At 68.4% G+C, this 25,849-nt stretch carries 26 protein-coding genes; 11 read left to right on the forward strand and 15 right to left on the reverse strand.

The annotated features are described in order from the left end of the window. Window positions 1-3 precede the first annotated feature (3 nt). Entirely contained in the window at window positions 4-1,515 is a 1,512-nt protein-coding gene (locus tag M1L36_RS20915; RefSeq protein WP_250875700.1) for a lipopolysaccharide biosynthesis protein, read from the forward strand. Window positions 1,516-1,604: 89 nt separating this feature from the next. Here the strand turns inward: M1L36_RS20915 and M1L36_RS20920 are convergent, their stop codons facing one another. Then, window positions 1,605-1,778, reverse strand: a complete 174-nt coding sequence (locus tag M1L36_RS20920) for a hypothetical protein (protein WP_250875701.1) — start codon at window positions 1,776-1,778, stop codon at window positions 1,605-1,607. A 274-nt stretch (window positions 1,779-2,052) separates the two neighbouring features. Between M1L36_RS20920 and M1L36_RS20925 the strand changes: the two genes are divergently transcribed. The 6 genes from M1L36_RS20925 to M1L36_RS20950 all read left to right on the forward strand — a co-directional run bounded on the left by M1L36_RS20925 (window position 2,053) and on the right by M1L36_RS20950 (window position 8,735). Next, the gene (locus M1L36_RS20925) at window positions 2,053-2,970 is read left to right on the forward strand and encodes a sugar phosphate isomerase/epimerase family protein (RefSeq protein WP_250875702.1); all 918 of its coding nucleotides are present in this window, start codon (window positions 2,053-2,055) and stop codon (window positions 2,968-2,970) included. A gap of 88 nt (window positions 2,971-3,058) precedes the next feature. Continuing rightward, window positions 3,059-4,585 (forward strand): glycosyltransferase family 39 protein, encoded by a 1,527-nt coding sequence (locus M1L36_RS20930; RefSeq protein ID WP_250875703.1) that lies wholly within the window; start codon window positions 3,059-3,061, stop codon window positions 4,583-4,585. A 179-nt stretch (window positions 4,586-4,764) separates the two neighbouring features. Further along, window positions 4,765-5,742, forward strand: coding sequence for a glycosyltransferase family 2 protein (locus tag M1L36_RS20935; protein WP_250875704.1), 978 nt, complete (start codon window positions 4,765-4,767; stop codon window positions 5,740-5,742). Window positions 5,743-5,835: 93 nt separating this feature from the next. After that, window positions 5,836-6,912 (forward strand): Gfo/Idh/MocA family protein, encoded by a 1,077-nt coding sequence (locus M1L36_RS20940; RefSeq protein WP_250875705.1) that lies wholly within the window; start codon window positions 5,836-5,838, stop codon window positions 6,910-6,912. Next, on the forward strand, window positions 6,905-7,771 hold the full coding sequence (locus tag M1L36_RS20945) for a DUF362 domain-containing protein (protein WP_250875706.1): 867 nt from the start codon (window positions 6,905-6,907) through the stop codon (window positions 7,769-7,771). Before M1L36_RS20940 ends, M1L36_RS20945 begins: the two co-directional genes overlap by 8 nt. Next, a complete protein-coding gene (locus tag M1L36_RS20950; protein ID WP_250875707.1) occupies window positions 7,764-8,735 on the forward strand; it encodes an NAD-dependent epimerase/dehydratase family protein in 972 nt (323 codons plus the stop codon). Before M1L36_RS20945 ends, M1L36_RS20950 begins: the two co-directional genes overlap by 8 nt. Before the next feature lie 289 nt (window positions 8,736-9,024). Here the strand turns inward: M1L36_RS20950 and M1L36_RS20955 are convergent, their stop codons facing one another. From M1L36_RS20955 to M1L36_RS20970, 4 genes are all read right to left on the reverse strand, one after another. Continuing rightward, window positions 9,025-9,561 carry a winged helix-turn-helix domain-containing protein gene (locus M1L36_RS20955; RefSeq protein ID WP_250875708.1) on the reverse strand — a complete coding sequence of 179 codons (537 nt, stop codon included), beginning with the start codon at window positions 9,559-9,561 and terminating at the stop codon, window positions 9,025-9,027. Between the two features lie 325 nt (window positions 9,562-9,886). Next, complete coding sequence (glmS, locus tag M1L36_RS20960) at window positions 9,887-11,704, reverse strand: glutamine--fructose-6-phosphate transaminase (isomerizing) (RefSeq protein WP_250875709.1); 1,818 nt, start codon at window positions 11,702-11,704, stop codon at window positions 9,887-9,889. A 193-nt stretch (window positions 11,705-11,897) separates the two neighbouring features. Further along, window positions 11,898-12,506: a DUF7344 domain-containing protein gene (locus M1L36_RS20965; protein ID WP_250875710.1), complete on the reverse strand. Its 609-nt coding sequence runs from the start codon at window positions 12,504-12,506 to the stop codon at window positions 11,898-11,900. A gap of 392 nt (window positions 12,507-12,898) precedes the next feature. Continuing rightward, window positions 12,899-13,819, reverse strand: coding sequence for an NAD-dependent epimerase/dehydratase family protein (locus M1L36_RS20970; RefSeq protein ID WP_250875711.1), 921 nt, complete (start codon window positions 13,817-13,819; stop codon window positions 12,899-12,901). A 141-nt stretch (window positions 13,820-13,960) separates the two neighbouring features. Between M1L36_RS20970 and M1L36_RS20975 the strand changes: the two genes are divergently transcribed. Then, the gene (locus M1L36_RS20975) at window positions 13,961-15,172 is read left to right on the forward strand and encodes an FG-GAP repeat domain-containing protein (RefSeq protein WP_250875712.1); all 1,212 of its coding nucleotides are present in this window, start codon (window positions 13,961-13,963) and stop codon (window positions 15,170-15,172) included. Between the two features lie 143 nt (window positions 15,173-15,315). Then, window positions 15,316-17,373, forward strand: coding sequence for a right-handed parallel beta-helix repeat-containing protein (locus M1L36_RS20980; protein WP_250875713.1), 2,058 nt, complete (start codon window positions 15,316-15,318; stop codon window positions 17,371-17,373). 54 nt (window positions 17,374-17,427) lie between these two features. Here the strand turns inward: M1L36_RS20980 and M1L36_RS20985 are convergent, their stop codons facing one another. The 8 genes from M1L36_RS20985 to M1L36_RS21020 form a co-directional block, all read right to left on the reverse strand. Next, window positions 17,428-17,610: a hypothetical protein gene (locus M1L36_RS20985; RefSeq protein ID WP_250875714.1), complete on the reverse strand. Its 183-nt coding sequence runs from the start codon at window positions 17,608-17,610 to the stop codon at window positions 17,428-17,430. A gap of 103 nt (window positions 17,611-17,713) precedes the next feature. Further along, entirely contained in the window at window positions 17,714-18,547 is an 834-nt protein-coding gene (locus M1L36_RS20990; protein ID WP_250875715.1) for a YqcI/YcgG family protein, read from the reverse strand. A 112-nt stretch (window positions 18,548-18,659) separates the two neighbouring features. Further along, window positions 18,660-19,580, reverse strand: coding sequence for a formyltransferase family protein (locus M1L36_RS20995; protein ID WP_250875716.1), 921 nt, complete (start codon window positions 19,578-19,580; stop codon window positions 18,660-18,662). After that, on the reverse strand, window positions 19,577-20,551 hold the full coding sequence (locus M1L36_RS21000; RefSeq protein WP_250875717.1) for a polysaccharide deacetylase family protein: 975 nt from the start codon (window positions 20,549-20,551) through the stop codon (window positions 19,577-19,579). Before M1L36_RS21000 ends, M1L36_RS20995 begins: the two co-directional genes overlap by 4 nt. Before the next feature lie 208 nt (window positions 20,552-20,759). After that, window positions 20,760-21,098 carry a hypothetical protein gene (locus tag M1L36_RS21005; protein ID WP_250875718.1) on the reverse strand — a complete coding sequence of 113 codons (339 nt, stop codon included), beginning with the start codon at window positions 21,096-21,098 and terminating at the stop codon, window positions 20,760-20,762. 129 nt (window positions 21,099-21,227) lie between these two features. Continuing rightward, a complete protein-coding gene (locus M1L36_RS21010; RefSeq protein ID WP_250875719.1) occupies window positions 21,228-21,401 on the reverse strand; it encodes a hypothetical protein in 174 nt (57 codons plus the stop codon). A 97-nt stretch (window positions 21,402-21,498) separates the two neighbouring features. Beyond that, a complete protein-coding gene (locus M1L36_RS21015; protein ID WP_250875720.1) occupies window positions 21,499-21,684 on the reverse strand; it encodes a hypothetical protein in 186 nt (61 codons plus the stop codon). Next, window positions 21,674-21,880 carry a hypothetical protein gene (locus M1L36_RS21020; RefSeq protein WP_250875721.1) on the reverse strand — a complete coding sequence of 69 codons (207 nt, stop codon included), beginning with the start codon at window positions 21,878-21,880 and terminating at the stop codon, window positions 21,674-21,676. Before M1L36_RS21020 ends, M1L36_RS21015 begins: the two co-directional genes overlap by 11 nt. Before the next feature lie 243 nt (window positions 21,881-22,123). Between M1L36_RS21020 and M1L36_RS21025 the strand changes: the two genes are divergently transcribed. Further along, window positions 22,124-23,020 (forward strand): M48 family metalloprotease, encoded by an 897-nt coding sequence (locus M1L36_RS21025; protein ID WP_250875722.1) that lies wholly within the window; start codon window positions 22,124-22,126, stop codon window positions 23,018-23,020. 2 nt (window positions 23,021-23,022) lie between these two features. Next, on the forward strand, window positions 23,023-23,703 hold the full coding sequence (locus M1L36_RS21030; RefSeq protein WP_250875723.1) for a class I SAM-dependent methyltransferase: 681 nt from the start codon (window positions 23,023-23,025) through the stop codon (window positions 23,701-23,703). A gap of 31 nt (window positions 23,704-23,734) precedes the next feature. Here M1L36_RS21030 and M1L36_RS21035 read toward each other — a convergent pair whose 3' ends face one another. Both M1L36_RS21035 and M1L36_RS21040 read right to left on the reverse strand, forming a co-directional pair. Then, complete coding sequence (locus M1L36_RS21035) at window positions 23,735-24,316, reverse strand: DUF502 domain-containing protein (protein ID WP_250875724.1); 582 nt, start codon at window positions 24,314-24,316, stop codon at window positions 23,735-23,737. Window positions 24,317-24,444: 128 nt separating this feature from the next. Next, entirely contained in the window at window positions 24,445-25,749 is a 1,305-nt protein-coding gene (locus M1L36_RS21040) for a 5'-deoxyadenosine deaminase (protein ID WP_250875725.1), read from the reverse strand. Window positions 25,750-25,849: the final 100 nt, after the last annotated feature.

Here is a 25,849-nt window from a genome sequence, read left to right on the forward strand (position 1 = left end):
CTGATGGGGCTCCGTTCACTCTTCCGTCGACTCCTGCCCGGCGACGGCAACCTCGCCTCCCAGACCGTCCGTGGTGGTATCTGGGTCGGGATGACCAGCAGCGGCGTCCGCGTCCTCCAGCTCGTGATGCTGGTCGTGCTCGCGCGTCTGCTGTCGCCCAAGGAGTTCGGGCTGTTGGGCATCGCGTTGCTCGTCATCGCCGCGCTCACCCGGTTCTCCCAGCTCGGTCTCGACGAGGCGCTCATCCAGCGCCCCGAGGAGAACGTCGACGACTACTTCGGCACCGTCTGGGTGTTGCAGGTGCTCCGGGGCCTGCTCATCGCGGGCATCGCGCTCGCGGCCGCCCCCTACGTCGCCGACTTCTTCGGGGAGGCACGGGCGGACATCGTCCCCGTGTTGGGCATCATCGCTCTGGGGCCCGTCGCTCGGGGTCTCCAGAACCCGGCGACGGTGTACTTCCAGAAGGACTTCAAGTTCCACCGCCAGTTCGGGCTCGTCGTCTCACGGACGGGGACGCGCGTCGTCGTCTCGGTGGTGTACGCCATCATCAACCCGACGGTGTACGCGCTCGCCTACGGCTACGCAGCGGGGTACGTCGCCCAGCTGGTGGCGTCGTACGTCCTCGCCGAGCGGGGGTTCCGACCGGCGTTCGACATCGAGCAGGCCCGCGAACTCATCGACTACGGCAAGTGGCTGATGGGCTCGGGGATGCTGTCGTACCTCTACGGAGAGGGTGACGACATCTTCGTCGGGCGGTTCATCTCGACGACCGCGCTGGGGTACTACCAACTGGCCTACCGGCTGTCGAACGCGCCCGCGACCGAAGTGTCCCAGACCATCTCGAAGGTGGTGATGCCGGCGTACTCGAAGATCCAGGACGACATCCCCGCCGTCCGCGAGGGGTTCCGCCGGACGCTGAGAATGTCGACGCTCGTCTCGTTCCCGCTGGGCGTCGGTATCATCGTCGTCGCCGAACCGTTCGTCGCGACGTTCCTCGGCGACCAGTGGGAAGCGATGGTCATCCCGATGCAGATTCTGACGGTGTACGGCATCCTGCGGTCGCTGCGGACGCCCGCCGCGCCGCTGTTCAAGGCGCTCGGTCGCCCGGACTACATGACCAAACTCCAGTTCCTGAGTCTGGTCGTGCTCGCGGTCAGCATCTACCCGTTGACGGTCAGCATCGAACCGCCCCTGGCTGGCGCGTCGCTCGCCGTCGTCCTCGCCGGTGCGGTGTACCTCCCCCCTGCGGCGTACCTGACGATGAAGCTCGTCGACGAGAACCTGCGGACGCTCCTCGTCGTCCCGGCGTACCCGGCGGTCGGCAGTGTCGTCATGGGTGCGGTCGCGTACGGCACCCGGGAGATGGTCGCGTCGACGGTCGGTATCTCCGCCGTCACGTTCGCGGTGACGGCGCTGGTCGGGATGGTGACGTACCCGCTCGTGCTGTTCGCGCTCGAACGGCAGTTCAACTTCGGCCTGACGGAACTCGTCCGGCAGGTCAGACAGGGCATCTGAGTCCGAGACTCGCCGTCGCTCGTCGGCCCGATTCGGTGAGGAACGGATTCTCGGCTCGTCCGGTTCGACGAGCGTGCAGGCTCGTGCGGTCAGCGAGCGACGCCGACCGCCGCCGCGTATGACAGCGCCACGCCGGCGACCCACGCCGAGAGGGCGAACACGCCGTCGCCGGCCGACAGCGCGAGCAGTGGGACGACGACGGCTCCACAGAGTGCGATGGCGGTGAGCGTGACGACCGCGTCCGTGTGCAGCGTGCGATGCATACCCGAGACGACGACGGCGTGCCCCTAAGTTAGTGACTCACTGTCACACGTTGGGCCGTCGACCGACCGCCGGCGGTCGTCGGGGTCGTGCCGGCGACCCGGAACCCGACTGTTGACCGATGAAACAGTTAGTGGGCGACTGGCAGATTCGGCCCGGACGAACCGTCCGTCGGCGTGTCCATAGGCTGAGTATTACAATGCCTCTATGACAGTACGAAGGAGATATGACGTGTTTCGACGGTGGGCCAGTCCCGGTCTCCGGGGGGGTCCGCTCGTGAAATCGGCCATCCAGCTCTACACGCTCCGAAACCTCGACGAGCCGTTGCCCGACATCATCCGCCGCGTCGGCGACGCCGGGTTCGAGGGTGTGGAGTTCGCCACGCGACTCGCCGACGCCGACCCCGACGAGGTGGTCGCCGCCCTCGCCGAGGCCGACGTCGAACCGGTCGGCGCACACCTGGGCCTCCGCGAACTGGAGGCCAACCCCGGTGGCTGTGCGGCCCGGCTCGCCCAGGTCGGCGTCCGGCGTGTCGCCGTCCCCCACCTCCCGCTGTCGCACTACCGGACGCCCAAACGGGTCTCCGCGCTCGCCCGTCGACTCGAGGACCTCGGCGCGCGTCTCGCCGACCACGGGGTGATGCTGGTGTACCACAACCAGGTCCACGACTTCGTCCCGCTGCGCCGCCTCTCGTCGCTCGAACGGCTCGCGACGGCGGTCCACCCCTACCAGAAGGGGTCGGGGAAACCCCAGACGGCCGTCGGACTGGTCGGTGACCGCGTCCACGACCGCCTCACCTCGCTCGACGACATCGTCCCGGTCGAACGCACCGCGTTCGGACGACTCGTCGACGCCACCGACGCCGAGTACCTCTCGTTCGAGGTCGACGTCGGGGCGGCCGTCGCCGCCGGCCAAGACCCAGCGGCGGTCCTCGACTTCGCGGGGGCACGCACCCCGCTCGTCCACTTCAAGGACACCGCGGTGACCGGCCAGCACGGGCCGCTGGCCGACTGGCGGTCGGTCGACCCGACGACCGGTGACGTCGACTTCGAGGCGACGCTCGCGGCCGCCGCCGCCGCCGGCGCGGAGTGGGCCGTCTTCGAACACGACGACCCCGACGACCCCGTGCTCGCGCTCCGACAGGGCGTCGACACGCTTGCCCGCCCGCTTCGGACCGCCAGCCTCGAACAGTGACCCTCCGACGGTTCGCCTCGCGATAATTGTCAGTTCTAGAAACAGTTTGTAACCCATAACTATGGGTGTCTATCCGCTAGGGCGGGTAATGCGCTGGTACCGCTCGATGGACGCCCGCCACGGGCTGGTTCTCGTCGTCCTCGCCGGGGCGTTGGTCCGGTTGTACGGGCTCGGAACCGAGAGTCTCTGGACTGACGAACTCATCACGCTGGAGTTCGTCCGCACGTACTCGCCGGTCGAACTGCTGGTCGAGATTCCGCTCAACCAGCCCCACCTGCCGCTGTACTACGTGACGCTCGACCTCTGGACGAGCGTCTTCGGGACGTCGGCGGTGGCGATGCGGTCGCTCTCGGTGCTGTTCGGCGTGCTCACCATCCCGATGCTGTACCTCGCGGGCCGCGAACTGTTCGACGAGACGGCGGGACTGGTCGCGGCGATGCTGTACGCGCTGACCCAGTTCCACGTCTACCACGCCCAGGAGGTCCGGATGTACAGCCTCGTCGCCTTCCTGTCGGCGACGTCGCTGTGGCTGTTCGTCCGTCTGTTCGACGACCGCGCGACCCACCGGACGACGATCGCGTACGCGCTCTCGACGGTCGCGCTCGTGTTCACCCACCCGTTCGCGGCGCTGGTCGTCCTCGCCGAGGGGTTGTACGTCGTGGTCCGCCTGCTCACCGGGCGGTCCGTCCCACGAGCGCTCCTCGTGAGCGGGACCGCTGCCGGCGTCGCCCTCGTGCCCGTCGGGGCCGCGGTGCTCTACCGGGTCGGTCTCGGTGGGTCGACGTCGACGCCGTTCCCCTACATCCCGCCGCCGACGCCGTCGCTCGTCGCGTCGATACTGCTGGAGTTCTTCGCGCTGACGGCGATTCCGGCGGCGTCGGTGTTCGTCGGAGCGCTCGTCGTCAGCACGGTCGCTCTCGGCGTGACCGACGGCTGTGTCTCGAAGGCCGTCTCGCGGGACCCCCGGACGACGGTGCGGAGCCTCCGCGAACGAATCACGCTGTCGTCGGCCCCCGGCGTCGAGTTGCTCGTCGTCTGGCTGGTCGCGACGCTGGCCGTCCCCATCGTCGTCTCGTGGGTGCTGTTCCCGGTGGTCTGGCCGCGGTACGTCCTCCCGGTCTCGCTGGGGCTGTACCTGCTGGTCGGTCGGGGCGTGACCCGCGTCCAGCGACCCCAGCTTCGCGTGGTGCTGGTCGTGCTGTTGCTCGTCGCGGTCGTTCCGGCGACGGCCTACGACCTGACGACGCCCACCCGCGAGCAGTGGGACGAGGCGACCGCCGACATCGAACGCGAGGCCGAACCGGGGGCGCTCGTCGTCGTCGCCGACGAGATCACCGAACGCGGCGTCGAGCACTACCGGACGCGCTCGGACATCACGGTCGAAGGGGTGGTCGTCGCCGAGTCGGGTACGGGGAAGACCCCGGCGACGGACGAGGAGATACGCGAACTGATGGCCGGCCACGACGAAGTGTGGTTGGTATTGTCTCACACTGACGATTCTACGGACAGACGTCTCAAATCGCTGGCATCTGACGGTCGAACGGTAGCTGATAAGGATGGGCGTACATACGTTGGAATCGAAGTGTACCAGTACGAACGGGGTAATTCGTCGTGAGCGACGACGCGTCGGAGACGGCGGAGCGTAACCCGCCGCAACCCGATTGCAACAGTTTCGACCCCTCGGGAGCGTCTAATCCATCTAAACCCGGAGCCGACGTAGGGGAGGGTACGACGGGGACGAGCGACCGCGGGCCGGACGACCGGTCCGACGAGTCGCAGTTCGTCGGCACACGCATGAGCACGGTACACGAGATTCGAGGGCCAGAACGCATCGCCGAGCAGACCACCGACCGGTCGGCGCTCGAAGCACCGTTCGTCTCGGTCATCGTTCCGGTGTACAACGACCCCGAGGGACTCCGGGACACGCTGGACACGCTGGTCGACCAGACGTACGAACGCGACCGCTACGAGGTGCTGGTCGTCGACAACCGCTCGCTCGACGAGACCCGAGCGGTCGCCGCCGACTACGCTTCGCGCCACGACAACGTCTTCGCGCTCGACGAGCGCCGTCGACAGAGCTCCTACGCCGCCCGGGTACGGGGGATTAGACGGGCACGCGGGGACGTCCTCGCGTTCATGGACGCGGATATGACCGTCGACGCCGACTGGCTCGAACGAGCCATCGAGCGGATGGACGGCGACGAACTCGACTACATGGCGTGCAACGTCGAACTGTACTCCGAGGGCGAGGAGACGCTCGCCTCGAAGTTCAACCGACTGAGCGGCTTCCCCATCGAGCAGTACGTCGACGACCTCCACTTCGCGCCGACGTGCTGTCTGCTCGTCCGCTCGGAGGTCGTCGACGAGGTCGGGCCGTTCGACGTGCGGTTCGTCTCCAGCGGCGACCGGGAGTTCGGCCAGCGCGTCCACGACGCCGGCTTCGAGATGGGCTACGCCGAGGACGTCTCGATGTACCACCCGACGCGGACCTCGCTGAAGTCGCTGGCGAAGAAGGCGATTCGAATCGGCCGCGGGAAACATCAGATGCGAGAGCTCTACCCCGAGCGCTACGGCAACTCGAAGCTGTTCGTCTTCCACCCGGGGCTGTACTCGCCGGAACTGCCACGCCACGTCAGCCGCTCGGTCGGCGAGTGGGACGACCTGGACCCCGAAGAGAAGCTCCGGTTCACCCTCTTCTCGAACGGGCTGAAGGCGGCCCGGGCGTACGGCACCGTCCGGGAGGCCGTCGAGCGAATCGTCGGCAAGGCGTGACGTCGACCGGTAGCCGGGGAATAACAAGATAGCGAACCCGCCTCCGTGTCGGTATGGAGCAGACCGATTCTACTCTCGCGAGTGGTGGATACCGTGAGTGACCTCCGCGTCGGGTTGCTCGGTGCCGGCAACATCGGCACCGTCCACCTCCAGTCGACCCGCGGCATCGACGGTGCCAGCGTCGTCGCCGCCGCCGACGTCGTCCCCGACAACCGCGCCCGCGCCGAGAAACAGGGCGTCCCGCGCACGTACGAGGACTACACCGACCTGCTCGCCGAGGAGGACCTCGACGCGGCCATCGTCGCGTTGCCGCCGTTCCTCCACGCCGAGGCCACCGTCGCGGCCGCAGAGGCCGGCTGTCACGTCTTCGTCGAGAAGCCGTTCGCCCGGACCGTCGAAGAGGGCCAGCGCATGCTCGACGCCGCCGAGGCGAACGACGTCTCGCTGGGCGTCGACCACACCATCCGCTACCAGCCCGAGGTCCAGACACTGAAAGAGCAGTACGACGCCGGCCGCATCGGCCACGTCCCGCTGGCCTCCATCGCGCGCATCAACAACGGGCCGTTCGCCGCCCCGCCCGCTCGTCAACCCGTCTCGGGGTGGATGCTCGACCCCGACGCGACCGGTGGCGGCGCGCTGATGGACCTGGGCGTCCACCTGTTCGACGTCCTGGAGCACTTCTTCGGCGAGTTGACCGTCGAGTACGCCCACGTCGACGCGTCGATGGACCTCCCCTACGAGGACAGCGCGCTCGTCGTCGTGAGCACCGAGGCCGGTACGCAGGCGACCGTCTCCGCCGGCTTCTTCCAGTGGGAGACGCCCCCGGAGATCACCGGCTACTTCCGGCTCGAAGGGGTCGCGGACACGCTCCGTAGCGAGGACCACCTGCCCAAGCAGTTCATGGCTCACGCCGCCAAATCCGCACTGGAGAACGTCTCCAAGCGCGCTCGTGGGCAGGAGCCGGCGTACTTCAAGCCGACGTACTACTACCAGGCGCACTACCGCGCGCTGAAGGACTTCCTCGACGCCGTCGCGGCGGGCGAGGAGCCACCCGTGAACGGCGCGGCCGGCCTGCGGATGGTCGAACACGTGCAGACGGCCTACGAGATGGCCGAGGGGACGCGCGCCGCCGCGAACGCCGGCGCGAACGTGGAGGTGACCGATGACTGAGTCGCCACGTGTCGTCGGCCGCCGCACCGACGTCTCCGGACCCGGACTCGCGGGCGCGGTGACGGACCTCGTCGCCGACTGCGCCCCAGAGATGGACGACGTGCTGGTCGTCCCGGACTGTCACTACGCCTTCCACCCCTCGACGGGGATGGTCACGAACCCCGACGTCGTCGAGGCGCTGGTCGAAGCGCTCGCGTCGACGACCGACGTGACGCTCGCGCTGCCCGACTCGCAGTGGGTCGAGGACGCCCCCTCGATGCTGGGCTACGACGCGCTCGCCGACCGGACTGGCGTCGAGACGCTCGCGCTGGGCGAGGCCGACACCGTCGAGCGGACCGTCCGCATCGACGACGAACGCCACACCGTCACCGTTCCGAAACCGCTCGACGAGCAGGCCGTCGTCGCCGTCCCGACGCTCCGGGCGGACCCCGACCTCGCCGCCGCGATGGTCACCGTCGCCGAGGCGGCCACCGGGTCGCGCGAGCGCTCGGACGTCGTCGCCGCGAGCGCGGTCGTCGACCCCGAGTTCGTCCTGCTCGACGGGACGTACACCTTCACCGGCGCACCGCACAAGGGGCGGTTCCTCGTCGCGGGCACGGACGCGCCCGCGGTCGACCGCGCCGTCGCGCCCGTCGCGGGCCTGAAACCGAAGGCCGTGGACTACCTCCGGCCGTTCGGCGTCGGTCGGGAGGCCATCGAGGGCCTCCACGCGGAGGACCTCGCCGCCGAACTCCCCCACGAGCAGACCGACCCGAACGGCGGGGAACAACCCGCGGTGATGGGTGCGGGCTACCGTCTCTACGCGAAGATGACCGGCGACCTCGTCCCGCCGCAGTTCTCGGGAGGGAGCGATGACTGACCGAACGCTGGTCACCGGTGCGACCGGGTTCCTCGGCAGTCACCTCGTCGAACGACTCGTCGACGACGGCTGGGACGTCACCGCCACGCGCCGCGAGAGCAGCGACACGAGCGCGCTCGACGGCGTCGACGTGGAGTGGGTCGAGGCCGACGTCCTCGACGCCGACGCCATCGGCGAGGCCGTCGCCGGCCACGAGACGGTGTTCCACCTCGCCGGCATCGGGTTGCAGGCCGCCGACGCACCCGTCGTCGAACGGGTCAACCGCGACGGGACCGAGAACGTCCTCGCGGCGGCCCACGAGGCCGGCGTCGAGCGCGTCCTGTTCACCTCGACGGCGGGCACGCGACGTCGGGCCGACGGCATCGCCACCGAGGCCGACGTCGCCGCGCCCATCGGCGCGTACCAGCGCGGGAAGGCCGCCGCCGAGGACTGCTGTGACGAGTACGGCGAGCGCGGCCTCGACGTGGTCACGGTCCACCCGACGTCCATCTTCGGCCCGCGCGACGAGGAGTTCACCGGCCGCCTGCTGTCGATGGCGTCGGACCCGAAGATGGCGGTCCACCCGCCCGGTGGCGCGAGTTTCGTCGGCGTCGACGACGTGGTCGAGGGCACCGTCGCCGCGATGGAGCGCGGGGAGTCCGGCGAGCACTACCTGCTGGCCGGCGAGAACCTGCGCTACGACGAGGCGCTCGACGTCATCGCCGAGGAGATCGACGGCCACGCGCCGCTCGCGCAGGTGCCGCCACAGGCGATTCGTGCCGCCGGGCCGGTCGTCGGTGTCGTCAATCGGGTGCTCGGAACGCGGATGTTCCCGTTCGACGGCGAGATGGCGCGGCTATCGACTCAGGAGCTGTTCTACAGTCCGCGAAAAGCACAGCGCGACCTCGACTACGACTACGCCCCGCTCGCCGAGCTGGTGCCCGAGGCGTGGGCCTGGTTCGAGCGTCGGTCGGCCGCCGAGTAACCCGCAGAGCGGGCCGTCGGCTCTCGGGTCGTGGGTCCGTGGATGAATGGGCTTCCCGGGCTCGCAGAGCACGAAGTTTTAGTTGGCACACGAACTGGCACGCGAACCGGGGAAGCTACCAGCTACTTTCGTCTTGCGGATATTAAGTCTTCGCCCGTCCGACGGGAGCGACGGCACGCCTCGCGGTGGTTCCCGGACGATTCGACGGGTCGTCGGCTCGGGTAGCTGAACGCCTCGGCGGACCAGCCGTTTCGGACGGCGAACGGCGCTCGCCGGTGAACGTCGTCGCTCAGTCGTCGGTGTGCAACTCGACGTCGTCGGTGGCGGTCCGTTCGTTGAGTTCGGCCCAGACGGTGAGGAACTCGCTGAACAGCGTCTCGGGGAGCCGCAACTGGAGGTCGACGACCTGTTCGTCCGAGTCCTCGGCCGGCTCGACGACGGTGAACGTCGGGAGCGGCTGGTCGTCGTCGCGGGCGGTCGTCCGGACGGTGAGGCCGTTCTCGTCGAACGAGACGTCGACGTTCGAGACGGCCGTCGTGTACTCCTTCCCGCCCGACACCGAGCGGGTGTCGATGCGGGTTCGCTCGTCGAGCAACCCGGCGTCCATCAGCTTGTTGAGCCGACGGTAGATGGTCGCCTCCGACACCTCACAGAGGGTCGCGAGTTCGCCGACGCTTCGGGCGTCGGCCGAACAGGCCGCGAGTATCGTCCGGGAGACCTCGTCACCGAGGTGGTCGAGTGCGTCGGCCGCGTCGCTGGCGTCGTCGCCCGTCTCGTCGGTCACCGTTCTCCCCATCGAAACCACGTCGGAGCGCTCGCTGGACATGTGCCTGTCAACTCATGCACCTCCGGCGGGTATGTACCCGTAGTATTGTACGACTGTCATGTGTGCCAACTGGTCGGTGTAGGCGCTCGCTGAAACCCACTGGCTCAATCGATGCGAACGGCCATAAATGGCCGGGATGGGGCGTATCAGTAGGTAGAGGGCGACTACCACCCCCGGAACGGGTGTTCTGCTCGCGACGAGTCGGCTCGATCGCCTCGCACGGACTGCGAAACGGAACCGACGTCGTCGGTCGCGACTATACGTGCTGTTCGAAGATAACTTTCGGAAAGGGAGACATAGTCGAAGCGACCCGCGTCGTCGCCGTCTACTCGACGGTGACGGACTTCGCGAGGTTGCGTGGCTTGTCGATGGGTCGGCCGAGCTGGTCGGCGGCGTGGTACGACACCAACTGGAGCTGGACGTTCGCGAGGACGCCAGCGACCTCCGGGTGGGTCTCGGGAACCGGGAGGAGGTAGTCGGCGAACTCGACCTTGTCCGCGAGGTTCGCCGGCGCGACGACCACGACGGGCGCACCGCGCGCCTGAACCTCCTTGAGGTTGCTGATGGTCTTCAGGTCGTCCTCGCCGGTGATGACGCCGAAGACGGGCGTGTTGTCGGTGACGAGCGCGAGCGGCCCGTGTTTCAGTTCGGAGGCGGCGAACCCTTCTGCGTGTTCGTAGCTGATCTCCTTGAACTTCAGCGCCCCCTCCAGCGCGACGGCGTGGGCAGGGCCCCGTCCGAGGAAGAAGTAGGCGTCACAGCCGTACAGCGCCTCGGCGACGTCGGCGGCGGTCGACTCGTCGAGCACCTGCTGGACGTCGCCGGGGAGGTCCGACAGCCCCGACAGCAGCGAACGCATCTCGGCGCGCTGGACGCCCGTCGAGTCCTCGGCGATGCGTTCGCCGAGCAGCGTGAGCGCGACGACCTGCGAGGAGAACGTCTTCGTCGCGGCGACCCCGATCTCGGGACCGGCGCGGATGAACAGCGACTCGTCGCACTCGCGGGTGACCGACGACCCGACGACGTTCGTCACCGCGAGCGTCCGCGCACCGGCGTCACGAGCGCGCCGGATGGCGTTCATCGTGTCGGCGGTCTCGCCCGACTGGGTGACGGCGACGACGAGCGTCGAGTCGTCGATGGGGGCCGGGCAGTCGGCGTACTCGCCGGCCATGTAGGTGTTGGCGGTCAGGCCCCGTGCGGTGAGCTGTGCGGCCGCGTACATCGCGGCGTGGTGGGAGGTACCCATCGAGACGAACTGGACGCGCTCGATGTCGGCGAACGCGCCGCGGTCGAACTCCTCGAGCGTGACGCGTCCGGCCATCTCCTCGACGCGACCGTGGAGCGTCTGCCGGAGCGACTCGGGTTGCTCGTGGATCTCCTTGAGCATGAAGTGCGGGTAGCCCGACTTCCCGGCTGCTTCTGGCTCCCAGTCGACGGTGTCGACCTCGCGCAGGAGCGGCGCGCCCGCGAGGTCGGTGATGTCGTAGCCGTCGGGACGAACCGCGACGACGTCGCCGTCTTCGAGGTAGACGACGCGGTCGGTGAACTCCCGGAAGGCGGGGACGTCGCTCGCGAGGAAGAACCGGCCGTCGGCCTCCCCGAGGACGAGCGGCGAGCCCTGCCGGGCGGCGTACACCACGTCCTCGCCGTCGACCATGCAGGCGATGGCGTAGCTCCCCGAGAGCTTCGAGACGGCCGTACGGAACGCCGACTCCATCGACGCGCCCGCGGTCAGTTCCTCCTCGATGAGGTGGGGGACGACCTCGGTGTCGGTCTCGCTCTCGAAGCGGTGACCGCGCTCTTCGAGGTTCTGGCGAAGCGTCTCGTAGTTGTCGATGATGCCGTTGTGGACGACGGCGACGTTGCCCGTGCAGTCTTGGTGTGGGTGGGCGTTCTCGTCGGTGGGCGGACCGTGGGTCGACCAGCGCGTGTGGCCGATGCCGATAGAGCCCGTCGGTCGGTCGGTGCCGAGCGCCTCACGGAGGCGAGCGAGCCGCCCCTCGCGTTTGACGACGCTCAGTCCCCGCCCGTTCTGGACGGCGATGCCCGCCGAGTCGTAGCCGCGGTACTCGAGGTTGCCGAGTCCGGTCAACAGCCCGCCGACGGCGTCGTCGCCGCCGACACAGGCGGTGATTCCGCACATCAGCGGACCTCCCCCGTGTCTATCGTCGATGAGTGATGCCAGTCACTCGTGCGCCAGCTATCCATTGTAATCGCGAAAGACAACGGGACAAACGGGCTTTGTTACGGAGGGGTTATCGGGCGGAAGGGCCGGAGAAAACAGCGGTAGCCAACCGTTACACCGCGTGGTGGTGTCTAACAGTGCGGTCGCCCGATTAGGGGGACGACTCGCTGACGAACCGGGCCCGGAGCGCCGCGAACGCGTTCGCGTCAACCAGTTCCTGATCGGCCAGTTGGCTCGCGGTGACCGCCAGCAGCGCGACGGTGCTCACGAGCGCCCACCAGAGCGGTGCGACCGCACCGAGCGGGCCGACGCCCAGCGCGCCGAGCGGGACGAGCGCGCCGACGCCGAGCGCGAGACCGAGACTCGCGGTCGGGACGTCGGCGGCTTCCGGTTCGTCGACGCTGAGGTACGGCGTCAGTTCGTCGGCCGCGTCACGCAGTTCGACGGTGCCGCGGTGTTTGTCGAACGCGACGATGCCAGCGTCGTCCATCTTCGGGAGGTGACACTGGTAGAGACCGATGTAGACGCGCTTGCGCTGGGACGACGAGAGCGCGGCGACGTCGATGTCGTTCTCCAGGGCCGCGATGTGTTCGGCCAACTCCCCGATGTTGGCGGTGCCCTCGTGTTGCCAGAGGTACTGCAGGATGTCGCGACGACGACGGTTCTTGAGAATCTCGAACACCGTGTCGAGCGGGAGGCGAGGCGTCTCGTCGACGATGTCGCGCTGTGCGTGCGTCTGCGCTTGTTTTGAAGTGCTCATATGTTCCACCTGTGGCTGGCCGCAGCTGGCTGCATCGACGCCGCGCGAGCGTCCGCGCCGCGTCAGACCGTTAAGCCGACCGTTTCGGGACGTTATCCGACCCGATACGGAACTGGCCACGTGCATCCCCACGATGCTGCGTCAGTGATTGCTATGTATTGCGTGACAAGCTTAATAAGTAACTGATTTATGCACCCAGTGCAATTTGGCCCGCTCACGCTCGCAACTCGTGCGAATCCGTTCATCGATGCATGAATATAATCGCCGATGCTCGCGACGTTAACCGGCAAGAAACGAGCGACCGCGACCTTCAGCACTGAATTTTCACCGGAAACACGACGGTCCGACGCCAGAACTGGTTCAAAGTCGAGATTATCTGCGAAAAGAGATTTTCAGACGGCCGGCCGCCTCACCAGCCCCCCGAGTCCCTCGCGCAGCGAGACAGTCGGTTCGAACGATAGGTGGTCGCGCGCCTTCGTGATGTCGGCGCGACTCGCCTGGACGTCCCCCGCGCGCGCTCCGACGTGGACGATGTCCGACCGCGACCCCGACAGGTCGCGGATCAGCTCCGCGAGGTCGAGGATACTCACGCTGCGCCCGGTGCCGACGTTGTACGCCTCCCCGACGCGGTCGGTCGTCGCCGCCAGCAGGTTCGCCTGCACGACGTCCTCGACGTGGACGAAGTCTCGGACCTGCGAGCCGTCGCCCTCGACGGTGATGTCCTGGCCCGCACACGCCTGTTCGAGGAACGTCGTGATGACGCCGCTGTACTCCCCGCCGGCCTGTCGCGGGCCGTAGACGTTGAAGTAGCGCAGTGCCACCGTCTCCAGGCCGTAGAGGTCGTGGTACAGTCGCGCGTAGTGGTCGCCCGTGAGCTTCTCGACGCCGTAGGGTGAGACGGGCGTCGTCGGTTCGGCCTCCGTGACGGGAATCGTCGTCGGGTCGCCGTAGATAGCCGTCGAGGAGGCGACGACCACGCGGGCGTCCTCCTCGCGGGCGCGCTCGAACAGACCGAGCGTCCCGGCGGTGTTGACGCGGTGGCTCCCGACGGGGTCGTCGACCGACCGGGTGACGCTCGCGTTCGCCGCCTCGTGGAAGACGACGTCGACGCCGTCCATCGCCTCGTCGAGCGCCCGTGGGTCACAGAGGTCGCCGCGAATCAGCGTCGCCGTCGACGGGAGGTTCCCACGCCGCCCCGTCGAGAGGTCGTCCAGTACCCGCACGTCGTTCGTCTCGGCGAGCGCGTCGACGAGGTGGCTCCCGATGAACCCCGCCCCACCCGTGACGAGCACCCGCTTGCCAGCGATGTCCATAACGCTCGCTAGCCTATCGGGCAGTTTCGTTATAGAGTTGCTATCGTCTCTACTGTGAGAAACTCACACGCACCGTGGGTCCGGCCGCGGGACGCGATTAGCCCGACTATTACGATACCGTCAGGTCGCTTCGGAGTCCTCATGCACACCGCCGAGCGCGAGGGCGACCCGGAGACGTCGCTCCGGTTCCGCCACGAGCGCATCGACGACAGCCCTCCAGTCGGTCTTCTCAGTACGTGCGAACCGACGGACCTGACCGGCGACGGTCACCCCGACGTCATCGTCAGCGGCCTCGGTGCGCGCCCCGAACTCTCCGTCGCGGGCAAGCGCATCCTCGTCCGCCAACTGCCCGGTATGGAGGCGCTGTTCCAGCGCCTGGAGACGCCCGTCGTCTGGTACGAGAACCCCGGCACAGAGGGGCAGTGGAAGCGCCACGCACTGACGACCGAGCGGAACCTCCACCTCGACGTGGGCGCGTGCGTCGCGGACGTCGACGGCGACGGTCGCGTCGACTTCCTCGTCGGACAGGGGTACGACGGCAGCGACGTCTACTGGTTCCAGCAACCCGCGGACCCCCGCGAGGAGTGGACGAAACACCTCGTCACCGACCGGTTCCAGAAGTACCACGACCTGCTGGTCGCGGACGTCGACGACGACGGCGAGGACGAACTCGTCGGGCTCTCCCAGGAGGCCGAGACGGTGTTCTACTACGACGTCCCCGCGGACCCGACCGTCGAGCCGTGGCCCGAAGCGAACTGCCACGTCGTCGACGAGGGCGTCGACCTCGAAGGGCTGTGGGTCGGCGACATCGACGGCGACGGCCGCTCGGAACTCGTCGCCGGGCCGCACGTCTACCACCGCACGGATGGCGGTGACGACGGCGACCGCTGGGAGCGGGAGGTCGTCGCCGAGGGCTGGGAGAAGACCCGCGTCGCCGTGGCGGACCTCGACGGCGACGGCGACCCCGAACTCCTGCTCAGCGAGGGCGACGCTCCGCTGTACGGCACCCACCCCGGTCGCGTCGGCTGGTTCGACTACGACGGCGAGACGTGGACCGAACACCTGCTCGCCGACGAGTTGTACTGCCCCCACAGCCTCCAAGTCGGGGACCTGACCGGCGACGGCCACCTCGACGTCGTCGTCGGGGAGATGGCCCACCGCCACAACGACGACCCCGTCCTCTACGCGTTCGTCAATCGCGGCGACGGGACGTTCGACCGGCAGGTCGTCGAGCGAGGCGTCGAGACCCACGAGGCGAAACTGCTCGACCTGACCGGCGACGGTCGTCTCGACATCGTCAGCAAGTCCTACGGACCGCGGAAGCACGTCGACGTCTGGTACAACGGAAACTGAACGCCACCCGTGTGGTTCGGTACCGTGGTCTGTTCCGCGGAACTCCTTTCCGGTTATAACCTCCTTTTCTGTCACAGCGTTCGGTTCTCCGAATTACATCGCCTGGTAACAATACTGTTATACCGAGCAGTCACGCCCGCTGAATGACATCGAAACAGTACCTCGCGGTCGCGTTCGCCGTCCTGACGGTCCTCTCGGGGGCAGTCGCCGGCGTCGCAGTCACCGGGACTGCCGCAGCCGCTCCACAGGACGTCTCCTCGTGTACGGTCATCGACGAGGCAGGCGAGTATCGGCTGACGAACGACATCACGAACGAGAGCGCCCAGACGTGTATCGAGATTGCGGCGGAGAACGCCACGCTCGACGGTAACGGCTACACTATCGACGGAGTGAACGGAGACGGGCAGGGTGTCTACCTCACCGGGGGAGCAGAAGTGTCCGACGTCACCGTCACCAGCTTCGAGCGCGGTGCCACCGTGGTCGACGACCCCGTCGTCCGTGACAGCACGTTCGTGAACAACACCGTCGGCATCGAGATACCCTCCAACTTCGATGGCGTCGTCGAGAACAGCGTCATCGCGCGGAACGGGGAGGGCATCACGACCAGCAATGCCGATGCGGGGACGATTCGAAACACCCGTATCGTCGAGAACGACGATGACGGTATCGAAGCCGGCATCTACGGTGGTATTGGCATCGAAGACAGCCTCGTCGCCGACAACGGCGGCACCGGCTACTCCCTCGCCGACGGCTACGTCGAGAGCGAGAACACCACCTACCGGAACAACGGAGGTAACGGCATCTCCGTCGGTCTCGGTGGTGTCTACTCGACAGGCGACACTATCGTCGACAACGCCGGAAACGGCATCTCCACGAGTGGTATCGTCGAACTCGACGGCACCACCGTCGAGAACAACGGTGACGACGGTGTCTACACCAGACAGGGAACCTACGCACGAGATGGCCTCGACATCACGGACAGTGTGATTCGAGGGAACGACGGGGACGGCGTCGACGCTGGCCTCGAAGGAACCCCCTCCGGGATTCACGGCAGCGTCATCGCCGACAACGGTGGTCTCGGTGTGAAGGTCGTCACCGCCGACACCAGCGCCGTCCCGCGGAAACCGACCGTCAACGCGACGGGCAACTACTGGGGGTCGAGCGACGGTCCCTCCAGCGAGACGACCGAACCGCTCGAAGACCCGTACACGGGTGCGCTCGCGAACGGCTCTGGTGACGCCGTCAGCGAGAACGCTACGCAGGAGGGCGTCTCGAACGTCCACTTCGACAGTTACCTCACCGAGAACCCGTTCACCAGCGACGACGGTGGCTCCAGCGAGTTCATGATCGAGGTCACGGACTACGACGAGACCGTGACGGTCGGCGAGACCTACACGGTCAACGCGACGGTCTCGAACGTCGGTGCAGCGGGCACCGAGACCCTCGAAGCGGGCTTCGACACCGACGGTGACAGTCAGGTCGACGTCGGCACCGAACGCGACCTGACGCTCGGCTACGAGGGCGTCGAGGACGTCAGCTTCGAACTGTCGACCGACGACCTCGAACCGGGTAACTACACGCTCGTCGTCTCCGGCGACCAGAACGACGACCCGCGTCCGGTCACCGTCGTCGCCGCCGATGACGAGCAGAACGACGACGAGCAGAACGACAGTGACGAGGAGACTGACGGTGACGACTCCGAGGATTCGGACGAGTCGGATGACTCCGAATCCGACGACGGCACTGACGACAGCGAGTCGTCGACGAGTGCCTACCAGATCGACGTCGCAGCGGGCGACGTCATCGAGACCCTCGGCGACGACGAAGAGGACTTCTACGGCACGCAGGGTCGCCTCCTACAGGCCCAGACCGTCCTCGCCGACGGCACCGTGACGGGCACGTACATGGTGCCGAACGAGGAGGTCACGAAGTCTCTCGCTGGCTGTGAAGTCAGCTACACGCCGGTGAGCTACGACGGCGACACCGGTGAGGTCACGCTCTCGGTCAGCGTCGACGGCGACGCCGACTGCGAGGGTGTCACGCTGACGCTCGCGGGCTACGAACTGCCCGGCGACGACACGACGTTCGTCCGCGCGAACGCGGACGGCCAGGAACTCGTCGACTACCAGACCGTCACCCTCGGCGCTGGTGAATCGGGCACGGTCACCATCGACCTCACCGACGAGTCCGGCGACAACTGAACGGTCCGTAGAACACTCCTCGATTTTTTCGGACGCTCGACCGCCGAGCGTCGCTCAGTGCGACTCGTTCAGGTCGACGCAGTGGTCGGGGTCCGCACTGATCCAGCGCTCGGCCCCGACGGTGTCCTGGCCGGGCGTCGGGTCGTAGAAGACGATGTCGCCGTCTTCGGTCTGACACGCGACGAGGTCGACGCTCGGTTCGTCCGCAACGCGGATGTCGGGGTCACTGGCTGCCATGGTCACTCCTCTCTGGAACCTGTACGGTGTTAGCTAATTACTCACTACCGGATAGGTCTCGATTCGGAGAATTTCGGCCCACCGGGTGCCGGTAGTGGTCGGCTTACGACCGTGGCGCGTCCAGCAGCGCGGCCAGGCCGGGGTCGAACTTCGGGTCGATGGGGGGGTGTTCGCGCGTGACGGCCATCGGACACTCCTCGGGGGCCTGTGACTCGTCGGCGCTGAACAGGTACTGGGGCCACTCGCGGTCGCCGTCGACGCCCCAGTCGCCGAGGTCGGCGTGGGGGCAGACGCCGTCGTAGTCGACGAGACGGTCCTGGACGACCTCGCGGGCGTGCTGGCCGGCGTCGGTGTCGGCGGTCACGCCGAGGTTCTCGAACAGGGCGCGGGGCTGGAAGGTTATCTCCAGGCCGACCGGGCAGTAGCGGCTCATCCGGTCGTCGTAGAACGGCGCGCGACAGGTCGGGAACATCGGGACGCCGCCGAAGGAGAACTCCCACTCCTCGTCGTCTGGGTCGGTGGGGATGTCGGAGGGCCACGGCTCGGGGTCGTGGACGTGGAGGAACTGGAGGACGTGCCACAGCGCCTCGTGGTACTCGGCTTCGGTCGTCACGTCGGGCGAGGGCCGGAAGAACGTCACTAGCGACGCCCGCGCGGCGTGGTCTTCGTAACGCTGGAGGTACTCGTAGAGCGTGTCGCGCAGGCCGAGCAGGGCGTCCCGGTCGGTCAGCGACGGGACGGCGGCGTAGAGGGGGTCGCCGGCCCGAACCGACTCGCTGCCGAAGTGACACGGGAACGGCGTCCCCTCGCGCTCGCCGAGCAACCCGTCGCGGAACGTCCGCCAGTGGTCGGCGAGCCACTGCGGGGCGTCGTCGGCCGTCGCCCGCGCGGCCAGCGTCTCCTGGTCCAGCAGCGACTGGACCCCGGGTTCGTTCATATCTCGGAGTAGGAGTCGGCGGACTTGTGAGCATCGCATTCGGCGTCGTCGGGGCCGAGGCGCGTCGCTCGCCGAACGTCGAGGCGGCGAAGTCGGGGCGGGCCGGGCGTCCTCAGCGACCGAGCAGACCGCGGACGCTCCCGACGGCGTTCTTCGCGAGGAACCGGGCGGTCTCGCGGGCGTCGGGGTCGGTGTAGAGCGCGCCGAGGTCGTCGCTGGGGAGGGTCGTCGGCTCCTCGCCCGCGCGGAGCGAGGCCAGTCCCGCCGACAGCATCCCGGTCGAGACGGCGAAGAGGCGGCGTTCGACCTCGCGCCAGGTGTCGGCGTCCGAGATGTCGGTCGTCCACAGCTTCACGACCGCGCCGCCGTCGAGCGTCTCGGTGAGGCGCTGGAGGGTGACGCCCGCCTGGTCCGCGCCTTCGAGGAACTCCCACGCGCCGACCGGACGGCCCCGGTAGCGCCGGAGGTCGCCGTGGTGGAAGCTGAGGACGCCGTACTTCGGTTCGGTGAGGACGTCGCCCTTGATGATGCCGAAGCCGAAGCGCAGGACGACGTCGGTGTCGGCGGCGATGTCGTCGACGACGTCCTCGGGGAGCACCTGGCCGAACGACTCGGCGGGTTCGGGGGTACACGGGACGCGCTCGGCGTCGGCCCACGGCAGGTCGTCGAGCGGAACCCACCGGAGGTGGTCGGGCGTGTCGAGGACGTTGTGGTACGCCGAGACCACCGCCCACGGCCCGTAGTCGCGGGCGGTGTCGACGTACCGCCGGAGCGTGGCGAGACGGTCGCCGTCGAGGCTCTCGGCGACCTCGTCGTTGATGACGACGCGTTCGACCGACAGCACGCCGTCGTCGACGGCCTGGGCCACGGCGTCGACCGCCCACTGGCGCATCGCCGGCCCGTCGAGCAACAGCGTCGCGGGCGTCGGCGGGGCGTCGGCGGGTGCGGTCGCCGCCGCGGTGGTCTCGGCGTCCGCGTCGGTCGTGGCGGTGTCGGTGTCGACGCCCGCCTCGGCGGTCGCGTCGTCGCTCACTGCGTGACCCTCCGTGGGCGCTCGACGTCGTCGCGGACCTCCTCGTTGACCTCCGCCATCGTCTTCACCTCTAGCTCGCCGCGTTCGACGCGCTCGCCGATGTCGGCGATGAGCGCCTCGATCTGGGGCCACTGGTGGTCGTTGGCCACGTCGTAGAGGTGGCTCCAGAGGTGGATGTGCCCGCCCGTCTCGACGGCGCGGTCGAGCGCCCGCTCGTGGTACCGGCGGTGGAGTTTCTTCCCCGTCTCGCGGGGAATCCAGCGGTACGCCGGGTGGGTGTCGTACTCCCCGAGCGGGAGGTACTCGGCGGCGAGCGTCTTGTACACCGGCGAGTACGTCTCGACGACCCCGTCGATGAGATGCGGTTCGGCGATGGGGTGGGGGCCGTTGAGGATGGCGACGAGCTTGTGCAGCGGCGTCTTGGGCTCTCCGAAGTCCGGCGAGCGGTAGTGAGGCACGCGGACGGTCTCGATGCCGACGTCGCGGAGCACGTCGCGTGGCGGACTGCTGTGGCGGGGCGGGACGAGCGAGACGAACTCGTCGATGCCGTGTTCTTCGTGGATGTCGCGGGCGGTCCGGAGGTCGTGGGCGACCGCCTCGGGCGGGAGCTCTCCGCACTCGACGTGCGAGAACGTGTGGGTGCAGAGTTCGTGGGCGGTCTCGGCGTCGAGGATGGCTTCGACGAGGTCGGGCGCGTAGAACAGCGGGTCCTCCTCGACGGAGGTGCCGGGGTCGACGTCGAACCAGCCCTCGGGGTAGGGCCCCTCGTGGTCGCCGTCGCACGACTCCAGAAACAGGTGTCCGACGACGTTGAACGTGATAGGGACGTCGTGGGTCGCACAGCAGTCGAGGAGGGCGTGGAGTCGCCGCGTCTCGCGCTCGCGACCCGGCGAAATCTTGTCGAGCAGGCCGTAGCGGGCGACGCCCCACCCGAGTTCGACTTCGAGACTCATCGTGACAGTACCGGTCATTCGTCGCAGTCGTACGCCACACAGCGCTTAAGTTATGAGGAAAGTATGACAGCCGACGGGAGCGTCGGCGTACCGCCGTCGGTCGGTAGACGTCTGCTACCCCGGCGGTTTGGCACGTGGCGCGCACACATCGAAAAGCGTTGTCCGTGCTGACAGGTTAGGGAAGGTGCGGCGCGAGAGCGTCGCCTGTCAGAGGCGTCTTCCGGGCTCAGAGCACGAGCATGCCGGTCACGACGGCGGCTCCCACGCCGACGAGCACGAAGCCGAGGTACAACACGAGGTTCAGTCTGATGAGCGCGAGCGCGCCGCCGATGGAGTCGTCGCGGGTGACGCTCGCGCCGCTCGCGGCGGCCACTCGACGGTGCAGTCGGACGTGAATCGCGATGTACGCCACGACGATAGCGGCGAAGACCCCGAGCGTCGCGAAGACGAGCAGCGACTCCTCCAGGACGACACCGGCGACGAGCGCGAGCACCGCGGCGACGAACACGAGGTTCATCCCGAGGCTCAGTCGCCGTGCGGTGGCGATGTCTGCATCGTTCGACATACCCAGACGGTCACTCCAGACACGGCATACGGATTTCGGTCTCACCCGCCGACTGCCACCGGGCGGTCGGTTCGGCGACCGGTCGCCGTCCGCGTGTCCGACACGACGCGCTGCGGTCGACCGGACGGCTCACGTGCTGCTGACGGCGAGGGCGGCGACCAGAAGACACCCCGTACTCCCAGCTAACGCGACGGGCAGGGGGACGCCGGCGCTCACCGCTCCGGCGAGCGTCGTCACCGCGACGACGAGCGGCACGCTCACCACCGTCGGGAGCGCGCCGACGTGTCCACGCGTGTCGGTCACGGGGACCACCGAGGGTCCGTATCGGACCCGTCCGAGTCGCCGCCCGTGTCGACGTGGCCGTCGCTCTCGGTCGTGGATAATCGCGAGAACGACGTCATCAACACCAGTCCGTGGCGTCACAGAGCAGGTCTTCGTCGACGCTCAGCCACTGTGAGGCGAGGGCGGGGCCGGTGGACTCCGGGTCGTACACCGTGACCACGCCGGGTCGCGTCGGGTCCGGGGCGTGTGCCAACCCCGACTCGACGGTCGGTTCGCTCTCGGCGGCGACGCGTTCAGTTCGCATCGTCCGCGAGCGGTCCGTCACCCGCGTACTCGACGCAGGCGCGCAGTTCGGCGGCGATCATCTCGACGCGGTGGGAGAACTCCGAAGCGTCGTCGTCGGTGACGACGCCCTCGGTCCACAGCTCGTCGACGAGCGTCTCGAGGTCGGATTCGGTACGGTCGATGTCGGCCAGCACGGTCGTGTCGTCTCGGCTCATGACATCCTCTGCTCGTATCGCTACCCGCATGCCGATTGCAGGTACAGGCGTTCAGCCCTCGCTCTGGTTGAGGCTAGGTGTATAGCGTCCTGCTCGGCCACGCGCAATTCTCGTGACCGCGACCGTCATCTGCCGAGACAGGTCTGGTCGAGAATGGCACACACGGCGCGGCGGCCGCTGTTGGTACACGCGGCCGCTACGGACGGCGACAACGGTTTTCGGGTGGGCTCCGTAGCTGCCGGTATGCGAGTCGTCGTCCGGGTCGTGCTGGCGCTGGTCGGCGTGGCGGTGTTCCTGACGTACCTCGGGGGTGCGGCGCTGTTGACCCTCTTCCTCTTCGACGTCGTCCGCGGCATCGACCTCGCGACGTTCCTCGTCTCGCTCGGGCTCCTCGCGCTCGGACTGGGGTATCTGAGCTACCGTGCCGGGACGACCCGCGTCCTCGCGGGCATCGGCGCGCGCGACCTGCCCCGCGAGCGTGCGCCACGACTGTACGCCCGCCTGGACGACCTCTGTGAACGGATGGACCTCGACGCACCCCGACTGATGCTCGTCAGTTCGCGGTCGCCCAACGCGTTCGCGCTCGGCGGGACCGTGGTTCTCGACCGCGCACTGTTCCGTCTGCTCTCGCTCGACGAACTGGAGGGTATCCTCGCACACGAACTCGCCCACGTCGAGCGCCGCGACGGCCTGGTGAGTTCGCTCGTGTTCAGCGTCGCCCGGACCGTCGTCGGCCTGGTGGCGCTGGGGTTGTTCCCGGTCGCACTGGCGCTGTCGGGCGTCGCTCGCGCGAGCGCGATGGTCGCGGGCCGACCGCTCAGGTGGCGCGAGACGCTCGCGGGACGGGCGCGGACGCGTCTCGACCGGGTCGTCGCCGGCCTACTCGTCGCGAGCACCGCCGTCGTGATGGCTCGGTCGCGACGTCGGGAACTCGCCGCCGACGACCGCGCGGCGGACGTGACGGGCGACCCGCTGGCGCTGGCGCGCGCGCTGGCCCGCATCGAGGGGTCGACGTGGCCGTTCGTCCGCGAGGAGGGGGCGATATCGCGACTGCTCGCGACTCACCCCGACACCGACGAGCGCATCGACCGCCTGCGCGAACGCGCGACGACGACCGGGACGCGAATCGAGATTCAGTGACCGTGACGAGAGAGACCACCGACGGTGACGGTGACTGTGACCACGACCGCCGACGCGGTCAACGGCTCTACGACCACTGGAGCGACCACCAGGGCGTGTTTCGGGTCGGCAAGTGGCTCGTGTTCGCCGGTCGCGAGGCTGCCTACCGCCGACAGGCGCTCGCCGGACTCGACGCACGCCCCGGCGACACGGTCCTCGACGTGGGCTGTGGCCCCGGCGTGAACTTCGCGGCGCTCAGAGAGCGCGTCGGTCCCACCGGGCGGGTCGTCGGCGTCGACTACTCGGCGGGGATGGTCGAGTGCGCCCGCCGGCGCGTCGCCCGTGAGGGCTGGTCGAACGTCCACGTCCTCCGGGGTGACGCGGGGCGACTGCCCCTGCTGGCCGGGAGCGTCGACCGCGCGTACGCGATGCTGTCGCTGAGCGCGATGCCCGACCTCGACGGGGTGCTCGACGCCGTCCGCGAGACGCTGGTTCCGGGCGGTCGACTGGCGGTGTTCGACACCCGACCGTTCCAGTCCGGGCCGTTGCGAGCGGTCAACCCGTTGCTCGTCCGCGCGTCGTGGCTCGCGACGAACTGGCACCCCGAAACCGACCTCCTCGCGTCGCTGCGCGACCGGTTCGACCCGGTACACGTCGAGTCGTTCGACGCGGGCGCGACGCTGGTCGTCGTCGCGCATCGGTGAGTGTGGTCGTCGGCACGAGGTCCCTGCCGTCTTACTCGTCGAACGGCCGTTTACGCTCGCCGAAGTCCTCGCCGTTCGAACAGCCACACGAGATGACGCGGATGAGCGCCGCGGAGATGGTCTCGTCGGATTCCTCGACGTGGTCGGGGTCGACGGCGACGAGCATCCCCGAGGTGGGGTCGGGCGCACCAGGGAGGAACACCATCACGTCGCCGTCGGGCGCGCGCACCCCCGTCCGGAAGCCGGTCATCCACTGTCCCGGCCAGGACTCGACCTTGACGGGCGTTCGCGTTCGCTCGTCGCCCGACAGCAGGCGTCTGATGGTGAACTTCGCGGCGTTGTAGACGACCCGCAGGACGGGCAGACGGTTGACCGAGGAGTCGGCCGCCCGGTCGACGAACGGGCCGATGGCCGTCCCCATCACTCGCCCCACCGTGACGACGACGGCGACGAACGCGAGGACGACGACACCGACGCGAATCGGCGCGGGGTAGCCCGGCGGGACGCCGAGCGCCGCGACCCAGTCGTACAACAGCAGACAGACCGCGAGGACGAGAGCGACGGGGACGACGAGCGCCAGTCCCCGCACGAGGTCGCGTCGCCACGTCTCCATGGCCAGGCGAAAGGGGGGCGGTGACATGGGGGTTTCGGTTGCTCGAACTTCGGATAAAACGTCCGACGCGGCCGGGGTCGTCTGCGGTCGGACAGGAACGGCGGTCGGGCGCGGTCCTCCCGAGACGTTCAGTCGGCCGTCGGGAGACCGCTGGCGACCTCCTGGGCCTTCGCACGGATGGCCGCGGCGTCGGCGACGGTGACCTCACCGTCGTCGTACAGCACCTCGCCGTCGACCATCGTGAACTCCACGTCGTCGCCGTGGGCCGCGAACACGAGGTGCGAGAGCACGTCGTGGAGCGGCGTCGCCCGCGTCAGGTCGGTGGTGAGGCCGACGACGTCGGCCTTCCACCCCTCGCGCAGACAGCCCACGTCGTCGAACCCCGCCGCCGTCGCGCCGTTTCGCGTCGCCATCTCGAACACCGTTCCGGCGGGAGCGGCCATCGGGTCGAGTTCCTCGACCTTCTGGAGCAGGCTGGCCTGTCGCATCTCGGTGAACGCGTCGAGCGTGTTGTTACACGGCGGCCCGTCGTTGCCCAGCGCGACGTTGATACCCCGCCGGAGGTAGTCGACGACCGGCGCGACGCCCGAGGCGAGTTTCATGTTCGAACTCGGGCAGTAGGTGACGTGCGTGCCGGTCTCGGCGAGCACCTCGCGTTCGGACTCGGTGGTGTGGACGCAGTGGGCGAGGACGACGTCGTCGCCGGTCAGGCCCACCTCGTCGAGCCAGTGGACGTTGCGCATCCCGGTCTCGGCCTCGACGGCCGCGATCTCGTCGCGGTTCTCCGAGGCGTGGGTGTGGATTCGGACGCCCTCGTGGGCGTCGGCGAGGTCTCGGACGCCGCGCAGACACGCCTCGGTACACGAGACGGCGAACCGCGGGGTGAGCGAGTACTGGATGCGTCCGTCGTGCGTGTCGTGGTGGCGCTCGATGAGCCGTTCGGACTCGGCGAGGGCGGCGTCGGTGTCCTCCTCCAGCCCCGGCGGCGAGTCCTTGTCCATCAGTACCTTCCCGATGCGCCCGCGGATACCCAACTCCCCGGCGGCGACGAACGCCTCGTCGGCGTGGTTGACCGAGAGGTGGTCGACGACCGTGGTGACGCCCGATTCGAGACACTCGAGGTAGCCCAACTCGGCGGCGACGCGCATCCCCTCGGCGTCCAGGGACGCCTCCATCGGGAGGACGTGGTCGAACAGCCAGTCCAGCAGTGCGGTGTCGTCGGCGATGCCCCGACCGAGCGACTGCACCGAGTGGACGTGTGCGCCGACGAGTCCCGGCGCGAGCACGTCGAAGGTGCGACGCTCGTGGTCCGGATACCGGTCTCGAAGCTCCTCGCGGTCGCCCACGGCCGCGATGCGGTCGCCCGCGACGACGACCGCCCCGTCCTCGACGACGGTCGTCGCGTCGGCGACGACGGTTCCCTGTAGTAGCATTCCCTCACTCGATGGGCGATGGGCCGAAAATAGTCCTCCGATTCGTCGGTCCGCTCGACGGAGTCCGCTCGGTCCGACGCGGGGCAGTCTCGTCGGTGGC

The organism is Halomarina rubra, from assembly GCF_023699475.1.
Classification (GTDB): Archaea; Halobacteriota; Halobacteria; order Halobacteriales; family Haloarculaceae; genus Halomarina; species Halomarina rubra.

What these genes read in the sequence shown, in the direction of transcription:
- M1L36_RS20915 (WP_250875700.1), top strand. Translation starts at nt 4, where the DNA reads ATGGGGCTCCGTTCACTCTTCCGTCGACTCCTGCCCGGCGACGGCAAC.
- M1L36_RS20920 (WP_250875701.1), bottom strand. Translation starts at nt 1,778, where the DNA reads ATGCATCGCACGCTGCACACGGACGCGGTCGTCACGCTCACCGCCATC.
- M1L36_RS20930 (WP_250875703.1), top strand. Translation starts at nt 3,059, where the DNA reads ATGCGCTGGTACCGCTCGATGGACGCCCGCCACGGGCTGGTTCTCGTC.
- M1L36_RS20935 (WP_250875704.1), top strand. Translation starts at nt 4,765, where the DNA reads ATGAGCACGGTACACGAGATTCGAGGGCCAGAACGCATCGCCGAGCAG.
- M1L36_RS20945 (WP_250875706.1), top strand. Translation starts at nt 6,905, where the DNA reads ATGACTGAGTCGCCACGTGTCGTCGGCCGCCGCACCGACGTCTCCGGA.
- M1L36_RS20950 (WP_250875707.1), top strand. Translation starts at nt 7,764, where the DNA reads ATGACTGACCGAACGCTGGTCACCGGTGCGACCGGGTTCCTCGGCAGT.
- M1L36_RS20955 (WP_250875708.1), bottom strand. Translation starts at nt 9,561, where the DNA reads ATGTCCAGCGAGCGCTCCGACGTGGTTTCGATGGGGAGAACGGTGACC.
- glmS (WP_250875709.1), bottom strand. Translation starts at nt 11,704, where the DNA reads ATGTGCGGAATCACCGCCTGTGTCGGCGGCGACGACGCCGTCGGCGGG.
- M1L36_RS20965 (WP_250875710.1), bottom strand. Translation starts at nt 12,506, where the DNA reads ATGAGCACTTCAAAACAAGCGCAGACGCACGCACAGCGCGACATCGTC.
- M1L36_RS20970 (WP_250875711.1), bottom strand. Translation starts at nt 13,819, where the DNA reads ATGGACATCGCTGGCAAGCGGGTGCTCGTCACGGGTGGGGCGGGGTTC.
- M1L36_RS20975 (WP_250875712.1), top strand. Translation starts at nt 13,961, where the DNA reads ATGCACACCGCCGAGCGCGAGGGCGACCCGGAGACGTCGCTCCGGTTC.
- M1L36_RS20980 (WP_250875713.1), top strand. Translation starts at nt 15,316, where the DNA reads ATGACATCGAAACAGTACCTCGCGGTCGCGTTCGCCGTCCTGACGGTC.
- M1L36_RS20985 (WP_250875714.1), bottom strand. Translation starts at nt 17,610, where the DNA reads ATGGCAGCCAGTGACCCCGACATCCGCGTTGCGGACGAACCGAGCGTC.
- M1L36_RS20990 (WP_250875715.1), bottom strand. Translation starts at nt 18,547, where the DNA reads ATGAACGAACCCGGGGTCCAGTCGCTGCTGGACCAGGAGACGCTGGCC.
- M1L36_RS21000 (WP_250875717.1), bottom strand. Translation starts at nt 20,551, where the DNA reads ATGACCGGTACTGTCACGATGAGTCTCGAAGTCGAACTCGGGTGGGGC.
- M1L36_RS21005 (WP_250875718.1), bottom strand. Translation starts at nt 21,098, where the DNA reads ATGTCGAACGATGCAGACATCGCCACCGCACGGCGACTGAGCCTCGGG.
- M1L36_RS21015 (WP_250875720.1), bottom strand. Translation starts at nt 21,684, where the DNA reads ATGCGAACTGAACGCGTCGCCGCCGAGAGCGAACCGACCGTCGAGTCG.
- M1L36_RS21020 (WP_250875721.1), bottom strand. Translation starts at nt 21,880, where the DNA reads ATGAGCCGAGACGACACGACCGTGCTGGCCGACATCGACCGTACCGAA.
- M1L36_RS21025 (WP_250875722.1), top strand. Translation starts at nt 22,124, where the DNA reads ATGCGAGTCGTCGTCCGGGTCGTGCTGGCGCTGGTCGGCGTGGCGGTG.
- M1L36_RS21035 (WP_250875724.1), bottom strand. Translation starts at nt 24,316, where the DNA reads ATGGAGACGTGGCGACGCGACCTCGTGCGGGGACTGGCGCTCGTCGTC.
- M1L36_RS21040 (WP_250875725.1), bottom strand. Translation starts at nt 25,749, where the DNA reads ATGCTACTACAGGGAACCGTCGTCGCCGACGCGACGACCGTCGTCGAG.